Origin of the sequence: Pseudidiomarina donghaiensis (assembly GCF_900116895.1) — a bacterium.
Classification (GTDB): Bacteria; Pseudomonadota; Gammaproteobacteria; order Enterobacterales; family Alteromonadaceae; genus Pseudidiomarina; species Pseudidiomarina donghaiensis.
In genome coordinates this window covers 74,039-92,459 of the sequence record NZ_FPCF01000006.1, presented here as the reverse complement: position 1 = coordinate 92,459, position 18,421 = coordinate 74,039, and the positions used below count along the sequence as shown (strand labels likewise).

Genomic DNA, 18,421 nt, shown 5'->3' with positions numbered 1-18,421 from the left:
GCAGAAAGGTAAGCATTGTGCAAAGTTCTTTGCACAATCTAAATAAACATTACGTTTCTACTGTTATCTTTCTATAATATGAACGTAATTTGCGCAACCTGTAAAACAGTATAGCTGAAAGGGAAAAAAGGGGCGGTTTCTTGAAAATTATAAAGTGGATGCTGGCAGTTTTTGCAGCGCTAACAATTCTAGGGACAATCACAGTTGTCGGCTTATATTTCTATTGGCAAGATGAGCTGCCCACCGTAGCTGAATTGAAAGATGTGCGGTTACAAACGCCGATGCAGGTGTACTCATCAGACGGTGAACTGATTGCGCAGTTTGGTGAAATTCGTCGTATTCCTCTGAAATTAGAGGATATTCCGCAGCCATTAATCAACGCTTTCTTAGCCACTGAAGATCAGCGCTTTTACGATCACTTCGGTATCGACCCTATTGGTGTGGCGCGCGCCTTTGCACTGTTATTAACCACCGGCGAAATTCAAGGGGGGGGTAGTACCATCACCCAGCAGCTGGCGCGAAATGTTTATTTGAGCTTCGAGCAAACCTGGACGCGGAAAATAAAAGAAGCGTTTATCTCGTTGCACATGGAGCGCGAGCTCAGTAAAGACGAAATACTCGAGTTATACCTCAACAAAATTACCTTTGGCCACCGCGCGCATGGTATTGGGGCGGCAGCGCAAGTTTATTACGGCAAAGATGTCAAAGACCTAACGTTAGCGCAAATGGCTATGATTGCGGGCTTGCCAAAAGCGCCTTCCACCATGAACCCAATTTCTAATCCTGAGCGCGCACGTGAACGCCGCGCTGTGGTACTTGGGCGTATGTTGGCAGAAAACGTCATTACACAAACGCAGTATCAAGCGGCCCTTAACGAACCTATTGAAACGCGGCTGCACGGCGCTGAAGTGACCATGAGTGCACCGTATTTGGCGGAAATGGTGCGCGCCGACTTGGTTTCTCGTTACGGTGAAGAAGCCGCCTATAACGCTGGCTTCAAGGTATACACCACGGTTAATGCCAAGCAGCAGCGTGCGGCGCAGCGTGCGGTGCAGTTAAATTTGCATGCTTATGATGAGCGCCACGGTTATCGTGGTGCCGAAGCGGTGTTATGGCAAGCAGATGAAGATGCTTGGCAGCATGATGACATTCGCGATTACCTAAACAAGCAGGAAGCCATTGGCTTAACGGTGCCTGCCGTGGTGTTAGGGGTAACCGAACAAGCAGCGTTAGTGCTGACAGCAAGTGGTAGCCAACGAGAAATTTCTTGGTCAGGCTTAGCTTGGGCTCGTCCGTACATGCACGCAGACCGTCAAGGGCCAGCACCGAAAACTGCTAGCGACATATTGGCTCCGGGAGAACTGATTCGCGTGCGGGCAACCGAGCAAGGGTTGCGCTTGGCACAAATACCCGAGCCAAGTGGTGCGATTATTTCGTTGCGCCCACAAGATGGCAGTATTGCCGCCGCGGTGGGTGGTTATAGTTTCGCGATGAGCCAATTTAACCGAGCTATTCAGGCCGAGCGACAAATTGGCTCTAACGTGAAGCCGTTTATTTACTCGGCGGCGTTAGAAAATGGCTTTACTTTAGCGACGTTAGTAAACGACGCGCCAATTAATCAGTGGAGCCCCGGTAGCGGCATCGCGTGGCGGCCGCGTAACTCACCCGATGTTTATGAAGGGCCGATTCGCGTGCGCCAAGCGCTGGCAAAATCTAAAAACGTGGTGTCTGTGCGCCTGATGCGTTCGCTAGGTATCGATACGACTGTTGAATATATGACGCGCTTTGGCTTTCCAATTGATGAGCTTCCACGTAATGAGTCGCTGTCGTTGGGCTCATCGTCACAAACCCCGCTTGAAGTAGCGCGCGGTTACGCGGTATTTGCTAACGGCGGTTATTTAGTGAACCCCTATTTCATTGAGCGCATTGAGAATGACAATGACGAGGTGGTTTATACAGCGCGCCCAGCCGTCGCTTGTGTTTTATGTGAAGAAGAAAACGGTCGTGAGGTTATTCAAGCGCCGCGGGTGATCACCGAACAAAACGCATATTTAATAACAGAAGCTATGCAGTCTGCAGTGTGGGGTGGGGGTAGTTGGCAGCACCGCACCGGTTGGAACGGCACGGCCTGGCGTATTCAACGCTCAGAAAAAATTGTCGACCTAGCTGGCCGCGACATTGTCGGTAAAACAGGGACGACCAACGACAGCAAAGACACTTGGTTCTCTGGTTACGTCAGTGGCTTGGTGACCACTGCTTGGGTTGGTTTTGACAACTTGGAGCGGGCGCTCGGTAGCACCACCATGAATGAAAACCTTGATCAACAAGAGCAGCCCATCAGCGGTGCTGAAGGCGGCGCAAAAACTGCGTTGCCGATGTGGATTGACTATATGGAAACCGCACTTGAAGACGCCGATATTCAGCCGTTTCAGGTGCCACCAGGACTGGTGATGGCGCGTATTGACCTAGCCACCGGGAAATTAAGCCGTAAGAATGATTATTCGACGCGGTTTGAGTATTTCTTACCGGGCACCGCGCCGACCGAATATGCCGAGCAGAAGTCGTCAAACAAAGATATCTTTGCTGACGACGACTCGATTTTCTAATAATTAGCGACTATGCCGGTTGCTTAGGCGACTAAGCAACTGGTTTAAGTCTGACTGCACACCACCGGCGGTAACTTCTTTACCCGCCCCTGGGCCGCTGATAACTAAAGGCATTTCGTGATACCAATCGGTGTAAATCACGAAAATATTCTCGCCAGGAATCAAGTTCGCTAGCATGTCGCCTTCGGGAATGTATTCAATGCCCACTCGAGCGCGCACACTGTCGTCGTCTTGTACCGCGAAACTAGCGAGCAGCCGTGGCACCTTGCCGGTTTTTTGCGCGTCTAAGTATAAATCGTGCATGCTGTCGTCTAGCTCCGGCAAGCGACGCATAAACTCATCGAGCGGAATATCTTCGAGTTGCTCTGGCAAAAGGCTTTCAACATCGATATCTTTCCAGTCTAACTTCAAGCCAATTTCACGGGCCAAAATAAGCAATTTACGAACAATATCTTGGCAGGTTAAGTCTTCGCGTGGGTCAGGCTCACTTAATCCGCGTGCTTTGGCTTCGCGTACTAAGTCGCTGAATTTTACCTCGGCATTAAAATTCTCAAACAGCCAGCTCATGGTTCCTGAGAAAATACCTGAAATGCTGCGAATGGTGTCACCAGAGTTGCGCAAGTCATTCAGTGCATAATTTAACGGCAAACCGGCGCCCACCGTGGTGTTGTAATACCACTCGCGTTCGTATTCGCGTTGGATGGTACGAATTTCGTTGTACTGCGACTCACCCGAAGCACCAGCGCGCTTATTGGCGCTAATAATATGTAGGCCGTTGGCAAAAAAGCTTGGGTACAGCTGTGCAACGGGCACTGCATCGGTTAAATCGAGCATTACCAACTCATCGTATGGCGCATTTGGCAGCTCCGGAATCAATTGGCTGAGCTCATAAGGGCGCGCGAATTTATCAAAGCTAGCTTCCCAGTGATCAAGCTCCAGGCCATTATAATCAAGCCACATGCGGGTTGAGTTCAAAATGCCGATAATACGTACATCCATTTGCTCGTTGATGCGCTCGCGCAAGCGGCGGTATAGCGATAACCACGCACTACCAATGTTACCGCGGCCGACCACCAATACGCCCAAGCTACGGCGGTAATTAAATAACTGGCTGTGCAAACGGTTTAACAAACGGTTATCCAGCTTCTGCTCTAAAATACCAATAACCGAGGTGCTGTCAGGCGAAAACGCCAAGCGGCGCAGGTTTTGCGCACTCAGTTCTGCTTTAAAGGTGCTGTATTGATCAGTTTCTTGAATGCGATGTCCCACCAAAGCAATCATCGAATAGCCTTGCATTTGCACCACATGATCCGCTTTATCAACGTCTTCTAACCAACGTTCTAAGTAGTCCAAATGGTTTTGGTGATACGCATAGTACGCATGGTGCTGGGCTACTTCGTTCCAGCTAATTAACGGTACAAGTTCGAGCTCTTCAAACTGTTGAACCAGCTTGGCATCGCTTAAATCAACCCGAAATAGCACCACGTCAGTTAGCGAGGTCAATACTTTGCCCTGTGGCGTGGCGTCTTGGTATTGGCCAATGCGGGTTTGCTGGTTTTCTACTTTTAAGCTTGAACGCACAGCAATCACCATGCGCTCACGGTTCACCGGCTGAAAGGTACGCGGGTGAAGAATCGGGCTGCCTAAACGGGCCAGTTCTTCGGCTTCTTGCCAATCAATGGTCGGTAAGCTAACCACGCGTTCAACTTTGCGGGGGTCGGCTGAATACACCCCAGCCACGTCTTTCCATATGGTGACTTGCTTGGCATCAATAAGGCTACCGACTAGGGTTGCCGAGTAGTCACTGCCGTTACGGCCTAAAATAAGCGAGTTGCCCTGTGGGTCCGCACAAATAAAGCCGGTGACAATAAAGCGGGTGCCCGGGTGCGGTGCTATGCGGTTCAGTAAACCAGCACGTGATACTTCCACCCGAATATGCGGCTCTGGTGCGTCATCGGCGACCAAGAAGGTGCGGGCATCAATATAGTCTGCGGTAACGCCTTGCTGCTCAAGCAATGCAGCTAATAGTCGTGCGCTCCATAATTCGCCGTATGATAACAGCTCAGGGCGACGGGTAATTTCTTCCTCGCCAGCTAGCCAAGCGTACCAACGTTTAAAGTCATGTTGAGACTGCGCCAGCACACGCTGCTGCACGTCGCCATTGAGTAATTCAAGAATTAAACCCTGCTGGTATTTTTCCAACTGTTTGAGCAGTACTTCAGCTACACCTAAGTCGTCGCCTTTGGCGTCAATAATGGCCAAAATACGGTTGGTGGTATCGCCAGCCGCTGATACGACAACTAAGTCGCTCGCGCCAGCATACTCGGTCACAATACGTGCTACGCGGCGGTAACAATACGCATCAGCTAAACTGCTGCCGCCAAATTTATGAACTTGTACTGTGTCGGCAACAGCCTGAATTTGCTCTGGGGTAACTTGAACCTCAACCGTCATGATGCGTGTGCTTTCTCCTGTGGGGCAAGGGTTGAATATAGATAACAATGCGAAAAATACAGTATCGATTATACGGCGCGTTTTTCCACCAATAAAGTACGATTACGCAAGGTTAGCACAAAAAGACGTATAGACAGCTATGCGTATAAAGTTGACTGCACGAATTTGCGCAGTACAATTCACCACATTGTGCATGGTTTTTGATATTGAGCAGAACAGCAAAGGGGTGCAGTATGGAATGGAACGGCGATTATATTTATCCGTATGTGGAACACGGTAAAAAAAGCGAACACGTGAAAAAAATCACGGTGTCTATTCCTACCCGCGTGCTTAAAGTGCTAACTGACGAGCGCACTCGCCGCCAAATCAAAAACTTACGCCACGCGACCAACAGCGAACTATTGTGCGAAGCGTTTTTACACGCGTTCACCGGCCAACCATTGCCAACCGACGACGATTTACGCAAAGACAACCCAAATCGTATTCCACAAGCAGTACGCGACGAGCTAACCCGCCGCGGCCTGCCTATTCCGGAAGACATTGAAGACTAGCCGAATAGTGATTCGGCTTGTACCTCATGTTGTTGCCTTTGTGCCTCATGCAAATTAAATCGAGCTTGGCGATTTAGCCAGTATTCAGCGCTCACGTTTGTGGCTACTTCAAGTTTTCTCGCAAGTGTGACCGTAACCGCATCATGTCCGTTGAGAAAACGAGATAATTGAACGCGATTTATGTGTAGTTTATTAGCAGCGTCTTGAATTTTAAGGTTGTAGCGAACAATAAACTGCTGTTTAAAAATCTCACCGGGATGGCGAATGCGTCGCTTTATCGTTGGTTTGAATTGCTTAGTCATACGCCCTCCACGAAACAGTCAACATTGAATACGTGATTCCCTTGGTATGTAAACGTGATCGCCCCACAAGGCTCAACGCCGTTTACGGTGACGACCGCTTGTTCAATACCCTCATAATGATGAACCGTCCAAACGCCGCTAAAATCACGATAAGAAAAGTACGGGTCGTTCAGGTCGTCTAAAATATCGAACACATTTTGTAATGCAGAGGGAGGAAATGGCAGATCACTATATTCACCAACCTCGTAAAATGCCTGCAATACCAATGATGTGAAAGAATCAATCAACTGAACCTCCTTGTTCATAGTTAATGATTTAATGTAACTATACTAGTTACATTTTGGTCGCGGTGACGTATTTTGTCAAACCAAAGCTGTGGTCGATTAGTGTCATTACAATAGGTATTCTAACGCGGTCTCGTCGCAATTATCTTTGCGAGGGCACAAGTCACAGTCTTTCATGACTTTTTCGGGCAGCTTTTCTTTTAAGGTAATACGGAAATTAAGCTTGCCGAAAAACTCCGGCACACGGGTTAAGACAATGGTGCGACTAATACCCAGTTCACGCGCTTTCCAAAGCAAGAATGCCACGAGTTCTGCGCCTAAACCTTTGCCTTGCGCAATTGGGAACAAGCCCAAGCTACGAATTTCGGCTAAACCGGTGCTATACACATAAAGCGCGGCACAGCCCACCACCTCATCATTGATTTCAGCGACCGCGAAGCTTTGAATCGCTTGCAGTATATCGGCTTTGTCGCGTGGCAGGTTTTCACCTTGATCAGCCCAATATGCGATTAATTCACAAATTTTATCGACATCACCTAAGCGTGCCTGGCGCACGTGCTTGCTGGCCGCCTCGGCCGCGTGCAGCCAGTCTTGAGCATGCTTAATGGCAACTTTTACTGCGCTTGGCGAGGTGCCGCCCAAAGCTGAGCGTTTTTGTAAACCGTATTGCAAATCAAGGGTGGCATACACGTCGTCCTCAACCAGCGCGCATACCTGTTGGTAGTCACTCAGGCTAAGTTGCTCAAGTGCAAGGCCTTGCTGTTGAGCCAAAACCACCAACTCACCGGTAATATGGTGGGCGTCACGAAATGGTACGCCTTTGCTGACTAAATAATCAGCCAGTTCAGTGGCATTGCTGTAGCCAAGGGCAGCTTGCTGCGCCGCATGCGCACTATTAACCCGTAGTTCAGGCACGGCAAACGCTAACATCTGTAGGCATTGCAAGTAGGTGTGTAAGGCATCAAATAAGCCTTCTTTGTCTTCTTGCATGTCTTTGTTGTAAGCCAACGGCAGCCCTTTTAGGGTGATTTGCATAGCATGCTGATGCCCAATGACGCGCCCTGTTTTGCCACGCAGTAACTCAAATAAATCTGGGTTCTTTTTTTGTGGCATAAGCGACGAGCCGCTGCTAATACGGTCACTCATGCTAAAGCAGCCAGACTCGCCCGAGCAGTAAAAAATAACGTCTTCAGCAATACGCGACAAATGAATCATGCCGTTGCTCGCAGCGTTTAATAAGTCCAACACAAAGTCGCGATCGGATACCCCATCAAGGCTATTTTCACAGGCATTGCGAAAACCCAATTCATGTGCCAAGGCTTCGCGATCAATCGGTGCAGTTGTGCCGGCCAAGGCACCGCTGCCAAGAGGGCTTACATCCATGCGGCGCACGGTTTCTCGTAGTCGGCTAACGTCACGCTGCAGCATGCTTACATAGGCCATTGCCCAGTGCCCAGCCACTATGGGTTGGGCCCGTTGCAGGTGGGTATAGCCTGGCAGCATGGCGTCACTGTATTGGCTAGCGAAGGCGAGTAAGTTCTCTATTGCAGCCAAATTGGCGGTAATCAAATGCTGTGCAAACTGCTTACAAAACAAACGTAAATCGGTGGCAACCAAGTCGTTTCGGCTACGCCCGGTGTGAAGCTTTTTCGCAGTTGCGCCGATGGCTTCAATCAGCTGGGCTTCTACCCAGCTATGAATGTCTTCGGCGTCAGTTTGAAGCGGCAGCTCAGGTTGCTGCGCCACGCGCTTCGCCAGCTCTTTTAAAGCCTGCTGCAATTGCTGGTTTTCGTCCGCATTAATTAGCCCAGCGTGCTGTAAAGAGCCCGCCCACGCTTGTGACGCCTGAATATCAAATGGCGCTAACACGTAGTCAAAGCGTAACGAGTCATTAAACTGTTTAAATTCAGCGGCGCTTGGCTCGCTGAACCGTCCACCCCATAAGCTCATGTGTTACTCCGCGTCGTCTGCTTGTTGATGTAAGGCCCGAATACGACTTGCCAAGCTATATAAACGAATAAAGCCTTCAGCATGCTGTTGATTATAGACTTCGTCTTCGTCAAAGGTCGCAAAGGCATTGGAGTACAAGCTATTCGGCGAGCGCTTCTGGGTGACGGTGGCTTGGCCTTTGTACAGTTTCACCATAATGTCGCCAGTTAACGGCTCAGCGATTTTGGTTGCCGCCGCTAACATCACGTCTTTCAAAGGCGTGAACCAACGGCCGTCATACATCAGCTGGGCAAACTCATTGCCTAAGCGAATACGGTAATCTTGCGTGGTACGGTCGAGCACCAAGCTTTCAAGCCCTTGTAGTGCGGTATACAGCACAGCGCCCGCTGGGGTTTCATAACAACCGCGCGACTTCATGCCCACCAAACGGTTCTCCACCATGTCGAGACGGCCCACTCCATGGGCACCCGCTACTTTATTGAGGTGTAAAATAGCGTCGACTGGCTGATAGTCCGTATCATTAATGTGAGTCAATTCACCGTTGGCAAAGGTTAACTTCAAATACTCTGGGGTATTTGGTGCGTGCTCTGGCGCCACGGTCCAGGTCCACACCTGCTCGGTTGGCTCGTTCCATGGGTCTTCTAACTCGCCGCCTTCGGTTGAAATGTGCCACAGGTTGGCATCGCGACTGTATATTTTGGTGGCTGACGCACTGCACGGCACATTGCGTTCAGCTAAGTAGGCTAATAATTGCGGGCGTGAGCGCATGGTCCATTCCCGCCAGGGCGCAATGACTTTTAAGTCAGGGGCTAACGCAGCAAACGCCGACTCAAAGCGCACTTGGTCGTTGCCTTTACCGGTACAGCCATGAGCAACCGCGTCAGCACCCACTTGGCGTGCAATGGCAACTTGCGCTTCGGCAATAATTGGCCGCGCGAGCGCCGTACCTAGCAAGTATTGGCCCTCATAAATGGCACCGGTTTTAAGTGTCGGATAGATCACTTCGCTGGCGAATTTATCTTTTAGGTCAACCACATAACAGCTGCTTGCGCCCGAGGCGATGGCTTTTTCCTCAACCCCAGCTAATTCGTCGTCGCCTTGGCCAACATCAGCCACAAAAGCCACCACTTCGCAGTCGTAGTTTTCTTTTAACCAGGGCACAATCGCGGAGGTATCTAAGCCACCCGAGTACGCCAATACAACTTTTTTCACAGAGGTGTTTTTAGCAGCGCTCATGCGGCAGCTCCTTCAATTAATTTCACTAAAATCGCATTTTGTGCGTGTAAACGGTTTTCGGCTTGTTGCAGCACCAAGCTGCCCGCGCCATCAATAACTTCTGCAGTCACTTCCCGCCCACGGTAGGCCGGTAAACAATGCATAAAATGCTTGGCACCAAGGCGCTTCATTAAGTCGCTGTTCACTTGAAACGGCGCAAAGTCATGCATCACGTCATTGCTATCGCGCGTTTGCCCCATGGAAAACCAAGTGTCGGTATAAATAGCATCGGTTTGTTGCAGTTCGTTTAAGTTGTGGGCAACGACAATAGCACCACCAGTTTTAGCTGCGACTTCTTGCGCCGCCGCCAACAGTTCAGCATTTGGCGCGTAGCCTTCAGGTGTCACTATTTGTAACTGCATTCCTACTTGCGCGGCGCCGGCCATTAACGCATGACACACATTGTTACCATCGCCTATGTAAGTAAGGTGTACCTGCGACAAGTCACCAAGCTGTTCTTGCAAGGTTAGTAAATCGGCTAATGCTTGGCAGGGGTGGCAAATGTCACTTAAAGCATTCACAACCGGTTTGCCCGAAGCGGCCGCCAGCTCATTTAAAGTTGCCTGTGAATAAACACGCGCCACAATTGCGTCGTGCCACAGCGCCAAGTTGGCACCGACATCGCTGGCCGGCTCGCGCTCACCCATCAGGTTTTGCGCATCTAAATAAATGCTGTGCCCACCCAAGCGATTAATGCCGGCCGCAAAGCTGGCGCGGGTACGTAGCGATGGCTTTTCAAACAACAGGGCGATGCTTTTGCCTTGCAAATAGTTCGCCCACGCGGTTGGGCGCTGTTTAATGGTGTGCGCTAACTGTAATAAGTCGTTGGTTTGCTGCGGGGACAAGTCGCCCATAGCCAATAAATCATTCATGTGTTGGTAACCTTTCATGTAAAGCTGAGGTATTAAATTGTGTTAGCTATTAAAAGCGGATGCGGGTTCCGGCTGCTTCACCCTTTGCTAGGCGAGTGAGCGCTTTGGCATCTTGCCAACCGGCCACCGCGATACTTCGTCGCGAGGCGGTTGCTGCTTGCACAGCGGCATTAAGCTTGACCAACATACCGTCACGCACGGTGCCGTCGGCAATAAGCGCGGGCGCTTGGTCAACAGAAATGGATTCGATAAGCTCACCGTCTTGGTCCAAAATGCCGGGCACATCGGTGAGTAGAATTAAATCGGCATGCAGTAGCTGAGCGACAGCAGCCGCGGCTAAGTCCGCGTTGACGTTCAGGCGATTACCGGCGGCGTCGGCACCAATCGAACTCAAAATAGGCAAGAAGTTTTTGTCCAGCAACAACTGCAGCAGTGCCGGTTGATTTGGTTGTGGAATACCCACCGCGCCACGCGAGGTGTCTACTTCGCACCGTACCGAATGGCCGGCCGCCAAGGTGAGGCCCACGGCATTAAGTTGATGCTGCTGAGCAACGGCAACCAGTTGCGAATTCACATCGCCGGCCAACACGCCCGCCACAATCGGCATCTGCACCGCAGGGGTAATGCGTAGGCCATCAACCTTCAAGCTGGTGTGGCCCAATTGCTCTAATAAGGCTTCAACTTGATCACCACCGCCATGCACCAGCACTAACGGGCGCAACTGAGCCAATTGCGCAATGATCGTGAGTAGTGCATTTAAATTACTGTGACTTTGTAGCACGCGGCCACCAAGTTTAATCACTAATGGCGTACTCATATCACACCACCACGCCCGGTTAGGCCAGTGCTGGCTGGCATATCGAAATACATATTGGCCAGTTGCACCGCTTGGGCCGCTGCGCCTTTCAGTAAATTATCGATAGCCACACATAAAATGACATGCCCGTTATGCACCACCGCGTGAATATCACAGAACGCCGTACCTACAACGTCGTTAATTGCAGGTGGCTTGTGGCACAAACGAACTAAAGGTTGCTCTCGGTAGGCGCGCTGCAACGCTAGCTCCACATCTTGCTGTGTTGTACCGGCCTCCAATGGCGCATAAATGGTTGCTAATATGCCGCGCTTAAAATTGCCTAAATGTGGCACAAAAATAACTGGGTGACCGATACTTTGGCAGATTTCTGGCTGATGGCGGTGCGTTGCAACGCCATACGCAGCCAAGCTGACCTCACAGAAACTGGTGTGGGCGGCAGCTTTACGGCCCGCACCAGAAACGCCACTTACCGCATTAATTAGAGGGGTGCCTTGCACCAAGTGCATTAACGGCTTTAAAGCCAGTGCCGCTGCCGTTGGGTAGCAGCCAGGCACTGCCACCAGCGGCTCGTGGCCCTGCAGTACTGTCCATTCGGCTAAGCCATAAGGAATAGCGTCAACCCCAATGTTGGGTTGCTCAAAAGCATAAGCTTGCAGGTGTTGCTGTGGGTCGCGAAGCCGAAATGCCCCCGAAAGATCAAATACAACCAACCCAGCTTTAATCAATATAGGGGCAAGTTCAGCACTCGCTTCATGGGGAAGCGCCAAAAAAACCACCCGAACTTCCTGCGCAAGCTGCGACAGCAAATCCGGGTGCCAAGGTTGCAGAATAATATCAAGCTGACCCGCTATTTGTGGGTACAAACCAGCAAGGGGCTCTGCTTCTTCACGTGCGCTAGAAGAATAAGCATGTTTAAGCGAAAAGAATGGGTGATTATGCAGCAGCCACGCCAATTCAACGCCGCTATAGCCGCTGGCGCCAAATACAGCGCATGGTATGCTTTTATCAAGTTCCACTGGTACGAATCACTCATTGCTTTATGGCCAAAACTTGAATGAATTATAGTGAATAAAAATGCACAAAACAAGAATAAAAAACCATAAAACCATAAAAAACCATAAAGCGTTATTCGTTATTCGTACGTTCGCTATGCTCACTGTTGGTCCGCTTCGCTATTCGTGAGATCTACGAACAGTGCGTAGCACGGACGAACAGCACAGCGCACGAATAACGATTAACGCTCTTTACTCGCGCAGCGAGTTCGCTTATAATTCGCGCCCTAATTTGACGTGTTGCTTATAAAAGCAGCACATTTTTTAACAGTAATTTGTATGGTGTCCGGCAATAGATCGGATGGCGATGCAGCCTAACGAGGTAACCCCATGAAACAAGGTATCCACCCAGAATATAAAGAGCTGAAAGTATCATGCTCTTGTGGTCACTCTTTTGTGACTAACTCTACTAAAGGCGGCGAATTGCACTTGGACGTATGTGCAGAGTGTCACCCGTTCTACACTGGTAAACAGCGTATTATGGACACTGGCGGTCGTATCGAGAAATTCAACAAGCGTTTCAGCGTGTTGGGTGGCAAGAAAGAGTCTTAATTCAGACCCTTTTAAGCAGATTAACGAGAAAGGCGCCAGAAGGCGCCTTTTTTGTGTCCACAAAACAAGGAATGCTGCGGTTTCATTGAAAATTTCGATGGTGCCAATTTAAACAATTTAAAATCTTACCTATCTATTTTGAGCTAATATGGCGTGCCTTATCAGGTAAGATGTCTTATTCGCAAGATTCAAACTACAATACTCGGAATAACTTGAAAAAATAGGTGCGCCACAATATGACCGACTTCCGCAAGCAAGCTTTGGATTACCACGCATACCCAACCCCTGGCAAAATAAGTATTGAGCTAACCAAGCCCGCAGAAACAAGTAAAGATCTCGCGTTAGCTTATAGCCCAGGTGTGGCCGAGCCGGTAAGAGCCATCGCTGAAAACCCGGAAGACGTGTACAAATATACTGCCAAGGGCAACATGGTGGCGGTTATTTCGAACGGCACGGCCATTTTGGGTTTGGGCAACCTAGGGCCCATGGCGTCAAAGCCAGTTATGGAAGGTAAGGCGTTGTTGTTTAAGCGCTTTGCCGGGCTAGATTCCATCGACATTGAAGTGACACACCGCACCACGCAAGACTTCATCAACACCGTAGCGAATATTGCCGACAGTTTCGGCGGCGTGAACCTAGAAGATATTAAAGCGCCTGAGTGCTTTGAAATTGAGCAAGCTCTGATTGAGCGCTGCGAAGTGCCTATTTTCCATGATGACCAACACGGTACCGCTATTGTGACAGCCGCTGGGCTGTTAAACGCGCTGGAAATTCAAGGCAAAGACCTACGCAAAGCACAAATTGTGTGCCTAGGTGCTGGCGCTGCAGCCATTGCCTGTATGGAGCTATTGATTAAGTGTGGCGCTCAGCGCGAGCACATTTATATGCTCGACTCAAAAGGCGTTATTCACACCCGTCGCGACGATTTAAATGAATACAAAGCGCTGTTTGCCAACAACACCGACAAGCGCACGTTAGAAGAAGTGATCACGGAAGCTGATGTATTTGTTGGCGTATCTGGGCCGAATCTATTGGCGCCAGAAGCGCTAAAACTGATGGCCGAAAAGCCAATCGTGTTCGCTTGCTCGAACCCAGATCCTGAAATTAAACCTGAACTAGCACTAGCGGTTCGTGACGATTTGATTATGGCGACCGGCCGCTCAGATTATCCTAACCAAGTGAATAACGTATTGTGCTTCCCGTTTATTTTCCGCGGCGCGCTCGACGTACGCGCCAAGGCCATTAACGACGACATGAAGCTCGCCGCCGTTGAAGCCATTCGCCAACTCGCCAAAGAACCGGTACCAGAGGCGGTATTAAAAGCATCAGGTGTCGACAAGCTGGAATTTGGCCCTGACTACATAATTCCGAAGCCTCTTGATGCGCGTTTGCGCACTCGGGTGTCGCGGGCGGTAGCGGAGGCGGCGGTTGCGTCAGGCGCTGCACGCATCGATCTCCCCAAAAACTACATGACTGAATAAAAACGTTATTCGTTATTCGTTATTCGTGCGTTCGCTACGCTCACTGTTGGCACACTATGCTATTCGTGAAGTCTCCGAACAGTGCGTAGCACGGACGAACAGCGCAGCGATCGAATAACGAATAACGATTAACGCTCTTCGCTTTTCGCGGTACACTTTCGGGTATGACGCATGTAATTCAAATTGCGCTGCCCGTTCCCCTGCCGCGCCTATTCGATTATGACAGCCCCACACTTCCAGTTGTGGGCGCGCGCGTGCGTGTGCCATTTGGGAATCGCCAACTCGTCGGTGTTTGTTTGGGTGAAAGTACACAACCCGATGACAGCTATGTGCGTAAACCGATCGTTGAAGTACTTGATCAAGAATCGTTATGGTCACCGCCGGTGTGGCGGTTATTGAATTGGGCGGCAGGGTATTATCACCATGCTTTGGGTGATGTGATTCAAAATGCGCTACCGGTGCTGCTGCGCCAAGGCGAGCGGGCGAGCTACCAAGCAACCACGCGGTATCAGGTAACGGCAGCAGGTAAGGCCGAAGCGCTCGAGCCATTAAAACGTGCACCCCAGCAACAACGTTTATTGGCGGCATTGCAAAAAGAAGCGTTGCTAAGTCGTGATATTCGTACGCAAGAGTTCTCACCATCGGCGCTCAATGCTTTGCAAGACAAAGGCTGGGTTGAAGCGGTAGAGCATATACCAGCGGCAGTGCAAAGTTGGCAATTAAAAATTGCGGCCGAGCCATTGCAACTGAACCCTGAGCAGGCACTGGCCGTGGCGGCTATTGGTGCCGCCAAAAAAGCCCAGACTTACTTGCTCGAAGGGATTACTGGCAGTGGCAAAACGGAAGTTTATTTGCAGGCCATGGCCGACGTGTTGCGGCGTGGCCAGCAGGTGCTGGTGCTGGTGCCAGAAATTGGCTTAACACCACAAACCGTACGCCGCTTTAAGCAGCGCTTTGATGTGCCTGTGGTGATGTTGCACTCAGCCTTGACTGACCGCGAGCGGCTCGATGCCTGGCTTGATGCTCGTGCCGGTAGCGCGGCAATAATTATTGGTACCCGTTCGGCTATTTTTACGCCGTGCAAAGCGCTGGGCATGATTATTGTGGACGAAGAGCATGACAGCTCACTGAAGCAACAAGAAGGCTTTCGCTACCATGCCCGTGACCTAGCGGTAATGCGTGGCCATGAAGAGAAGGTGCCGGTTATTTTGGGCTCTGCGACACCCTCGTTAGAAACACTTAATAATGCGCTGCAAAAACGCTATGCACATTTAACCTTAACCATGCGTGCAGGCGCTGCTAAACCGGCCCGCCATGTCTTGCTTGATATAAAAAATACCCAACTAAAAGCCGGCTTGTCCAAGCCCTTGCTTGACCTCATGGGCGAGCATCTAAAAGCTGGCCAACAAGTACTGTTGTTTTTGAATCGTCGTGGTTACGCGCCGGCGCTGATGTGTCATGAATGCGGTTGGCTTGCCCAGTGTCGCCGTTGTGATGCTTATTACACCGTGCACCAGGGTCAGCGACAATTGCAGTGCCATCATTGCGGTAGTCAGCAAACTTTGCCGCGCCAGTGCCACGACTGTGGCTCGACGCAGCTGATAGGCCGTGGTGTGGGCACCGAACAACTTGAGCAGGTATTACAGCAGCAATTTCCTGAGTATCCGGTGTTGCGAATTGATCGCGACAGCACGCGCCGTAAAGGGGCTTTAAGTCAGCATTTAGACGATGCCCGTGATAACAAATATCCAATTCTAGTTGGCACGCAAATGCTCGCCAAGGGCCATCATTTTCCCGAAGTAACGCTAGCTGCGTTGCTTGATGTTGATGGTGCATTGTATAGCGCAGATTTTCGTGCCGCCGAGCGCCTAGGGCAGTTGTTTACCCAAGTTGCCGGGCGCGCAGGCCGAGCCAGTAAGCCGGGTACCGTGGTGTTGCAAACTCACCACCCCGAACACGAGCTGGTGCAAGACTTAGTCAATAATGGCTACAGTCACTTTGCCAAAAGTGCGCTGCAAGAACGCCACCTGACACAATTACCACCGTTTAGTCAGCAAGCCCTATTTCGGGCCGAAGCCAATAACGCTGCGACTGTTATTGAAGCGTTGCAAGCCATTGCTAATTTATTTCCGCCGCGCGATGACGCCTTTGTGCTCGGCCCGTTGCCTGCGGTTATGGAACGCCGCGCCGGCCGCTATCGCTACCAATTATTAGTACAAACCCAGCAGCGTGGGCTGCGGGCGCAGCTGTTGCGCTATGTATTGCCGCAGCTTGAGTCGTTGCCAATTTTAAGAAAAGTGCGGTGGTCGCTAGACATTGACCCACAAGACTTCTGTTAACCCGCAAAAACATATAAAATGCTGAACAGCAAAAACGCTAGTAGCTATTAGATATTGGATATTAGATCTGATGTTTTGGGCTTTGTCTAATATCCAATATCTAATATCCAATATCTAATATCGCATTAAGGTTTAAATTAAATGAAAGAACAGTTGGAATCCCTTCTTGCCGCGGCCGTTGCTACCCTGCAACAACAAGCTACCCTCACAGCTGACGTACAACCACGCATTCAGCTTGACCGCCCGCGCGACAAAAGTCATGGGGATTTCGCCACCAACTTAGCGCTGATGTTGGCTAAACCTGCGAAAATGAACCCACGTGCGTTGGCTGAAGCAATTATTGCGGCCTTGCCAGAAAATAATTTAGTGGCGAAAACTGAAATCGCTGGGCCTGGTTTTATTAACTTCACCATTAGCCAGCAGCAGCTGATTGATCAGCTTGAGCACGCCTACCAAGACGCGCACGCAGGTATTCAGGCTGCGGCGCAGGCGAAAACTGTCGTCATTGATTATTCCTCGCCTAACTTAGCCAAAGAAATGCACGTTGGTCATTTGCGTTCGGCTATTATTGGTGATGCGGTAGCACGCGTTGAAGAGTTGCTCGGCCACAAGGTGGTGCGGCAAAACCACGTGGGTGACTGGGGTACACAATTTGGTATGTTGCTGGCGCACATGGAAGAGCTTGATAACGCCGATTTAGACATGGAGCTAAGCAACCTAGAAACCTTTTATAAGGCCGCGAAGAAACGTTTTGACGAAAGCGAAGCGTTTGCTGCGCGCGCACGCGAGTTAGTGGTCGCGCTGCAGTCTGGCGAGCCGAAATGCCGGGCGCTATGGCAACAGTTTATTGATGTGTCACTAAGCCACTGCCAAGAAGTGTATGACCGTTTAGGGGTGAAACTAACCCGCGCAGACGTGATGGCAGAGAGCGCTTATAACGATGACCTTGCGCAGGTTGTGGCCGACTTAAAAGCACAAGGCTTACTGGTGGAAGACCAAGGCGCGCAGTGCGTGTTCTTAGATGAGTTTAAGAACAAAGACGGTGAGTCATTGCCGGTTATCGTACAAAAATCAGGCGGTGGCTACTTGTATGCCACCACCGACTTGGCTGCGGTGCGTTATCGTCAGAATGTGCTCAAAGGCGACCATTTAATGTATTTTGTCGATCAGCGTCAGGGTTTGCACTTTCAGCAAATTTTCACCCTGGCACGCAAAGCGGGTTTTGCGCGTGAAGACCTACAAATGGACCATTACGGCTTTGGTACGGTCATGGGCAAAGACGGTCGTCCGTACAAGAGCCGCGACGGTGGCGTCACCAAATTGGCAGACCTGTTAGATGAAGCTGAAAAACGCGCACTTGAACTGGTACAGCAAAAGAACACCCAGTTGAGTGCCGATGAGCAAGCACATGTGGCCAAAGTAGTCGGTATTAGCTCGGTTAAATATGCTGACTTGTCGAAAAACCGCACCAGTGATTATATTTTTGACTGGGACACCATGCTCAGTTTTGAGGGTAACACCGCGCCATACTTGCTCTATGCCTACACTCGCGTAAACAGTGTATTTGGCAAAGCTGGCGTTGACCCAAGCAGTATTACCGCACCATTTATTTTGAATGACGAGCGTGAAATTGCATTAGCCAATGTTCTGGTGCGCTTCAATGAAGTAGTACATACGGTTGCCGACAAAGCCATGCCGCATTTCTTATGCGGTTACTTGTATGACGTCGCCGGTGCATTTTCCAGCTTCTACGAAGCCTGCCCAATTTTGCAGGGCGACGATCAAGACGTACGTCAAAGTCGCTTGAAACTTGCCGCTTTAACGGCAAAAACCTTACGCCAAGGCTTAGAGTTGCTTGGTATTCCAACGCTTGAGAAGATGTAAGC

General features: G+C 50.3%; 14 protein-coding genes. 6 read left to right on the top strand and 8 right to left on the bottom strand.

Annotated features, from left to right (window positions below):
- Positions 1 to 140: 140 nt before the first annotated feature.
- Positions 141 to 2,606 carry a penicillin-binding protein 1A gene (locus BM334_RS10285; RefSeq protein ID WP_241970924.1) on the top strand — a complete coding sequence of 822 codons (2,466 nt, stop codon included), beginning with the start codon at positions 141 to 143 and terminating at the stop codon, positions 2,604 to 2,606.
- A gap of 3 nt (positions 2,607 to 2,609) precedes the next feature.
- Here the strand turns inward: BM334_RS10285 and metL are convergent, their stop codons facing one another.
- Positions 2,610 to 5,060 (bottom strand): bifunctional aspartate kinase/homoserine dehydrogenase II, encoded by a 2,451-nt coding sequence (gene metL, locus BM334_RS10280; RefSeq protein WP_092841432.1) that lies wholly within the window; start codon positions 5,058 to 5,060, stop codon positions 2,610 to 2,612.
- Positions 5,061 to 5,293: 233 nt separating this feature from the next.
- Between metL and metJ the strand changes: the two genes are divergently transcribed.
- A complete protein-coding gene (gene metJ / locus BM334_RS10275; RefSeq protein WP_092841430.1) occupies positions 5,294 to 5,611 on the top strand; it encodes a met regulon transcriptional regulator MetJ in 318 nt (105 codons plus the stop codon).
- Here the strand turns inward: metJ and BM334_RS10270 are convergent.
- The 7 genes from BM334_RS10270 to argC all read right to left on the bottom strand — a co-directional run bounded on the left by BM334_RS10270 (position 5,608) and on the right by argC (position 12,127).
- Positions 5,608 to 5,913, bottom strand: coding sequence for a HigA family addiction module antitoxin (locus BM334_RS10270; protein ID WP_092841428.1), 306 nt, complete (start codon positions 5,911 to 5,913; stop codon positions 5,608 to 5,610). The two genes, metJ and BM334_RS10270, sit on opposite strands and share 4 nt — an antisense overlap.
- On the bottom strand, positions 5,910 to 6,200 hold the full coding sequence (locus BM334_RS10265; protein WP_092841426.1) for a hypothetical protein: 291 nt from the start codon (positions 6,198 to 6,200) through the stop codon (positions 5,910 to 5,912). The genes BM334_RS10270 and BM334_RS10265 overlap by 4 nt, the downstream gene beginning before the upstream one ends.
- 105 nt (positions 6,201 to 6,305) lie before the next feature.
- A complete protein-coding gene (gene argH / locus BM334_RS10260) occupies positions 6,306 to 8,147 on the bottom strand; it encodes an argininosuccinate lyase (RefSeq protein ID WP_092841425.1) in 1,842 nt (613 codons plus the stop codon).
- A 3-nt stretch (positions 8,148 to 8,150) separates the two neighbouring features.
- Positions 8,151 to 9,383, bottom strand: coding sequence for an argininosuccinate synthase (locus BM334_RS10255; protein ID WP_092841423.1), 1,233 nt, complete (start codon positions 9,381 to 9,383; stop codon positions 8,151 to 8,153).
- Positions 9,380 to 10,294: an ornithine carbamoyltransferase gene (locus BM334_RS10250; protein ID WP_092841421.1), complete on the bottom strand. Its 915-nt coding sequence runs from the start codon at positions 10,292 to 10,294 to the stop codon at positions 9,380 to 9,382. The genes BM334_RS10255 and BM334_RS10250 overlap by 4 nt, the downstream gene beginning before the upstream one ends.
- 49 nt (positions 10,295 to 10,343) lie before the next feature.
- Positions 10,344 to 11,111 (bottom strand): acetylglutamate kinase, encoded by a 768-nt coding sequence (argB, locus tag BM334_RS10245; protein ID WP_092841419.1) that lies wholly within the window; start codon positions 11,109 to 11,111, stop codon positions 10,344 to 10,346.
- The gene (argC, locus tag BM334_RS10240; protein ID WP_177215083.1) at positions 11,108 to 12,127 is read right to left on the bottom strand and encodes an N-acetyl-gamma-glutamyl-phosphate reductase; all 1,020 of its coding nucleotides are present in this window, start codon (positions 12,125 to 12,127) and stop codon (positions 11,108 to 11,110) included. Before argC ends, argB begins: the two co-directional genes overlap by 4 nt.
- A gap of 366 nt (positions 12,128 to 12,493) precedes the next feature.
- On the opposite strand from argC, the gene rpmE reads away from it, so the two are divergent.
- The 4 genes from rpmE to argS all read left to right on the top strand — a co-directional run bounded on the left by rpmE (position 12,494) and on the right by argS (position 18,419).
- Entirely contained in the window at positions 12,494 to 12,715 is a 222-nt protein-coding gene (gene rpmE / locus BM334_RS10235) for a 50S ribosomal protein L31 (RefSeq protein ID WP_055439055.1), read from the top strand.
- Between the two features lie 236 nt (positions 12,716 to 12,951).
- Positions 12,952 to 14,196 carry a malic enzyme-like NAD(P)-binding protein gene (locus tag BM334_RS10230; protein ID WP_092841417.1) on the top strand — a complete coding sequence of 415 codons (1,245 nt, stop codon included), beginning with the start codon at positions 12,952 to 12,954 and terminating at the stop codon, positions 14,194 to 14,196.
- A 164-nt stretch (positions 14,197 to 14,360) separates the two neighbouring features.
- The gene (priA, locus tag BM334_RS10225; RefSeq protein WP_092841415.1) at positions 14,361 to 16,535 is read left to right on the top strand and encodes a primosomal protein N'; all 2,175 of its coding nucleotides are present in this window, start codon (positions 14,361 to 14,363) and stop codon (positions 16,533 to 16,535) included.
- Positions 16,536 to 16,676: 141 nt separating this feature from the next.
- Positions 16,677 to 18,419, top strand: coding sequence for an arginine--tRNA ligase (gene argS, locus BM334_RS10220; RefSeq protein WP_092841413.1), 1,743 nt, complete (start codon positions 16,677 to 16,679; stop codon positions 18,417 to 18,419).
- Positions 18,420 to 18,421 lie beyond the last annotated feature (2 nt).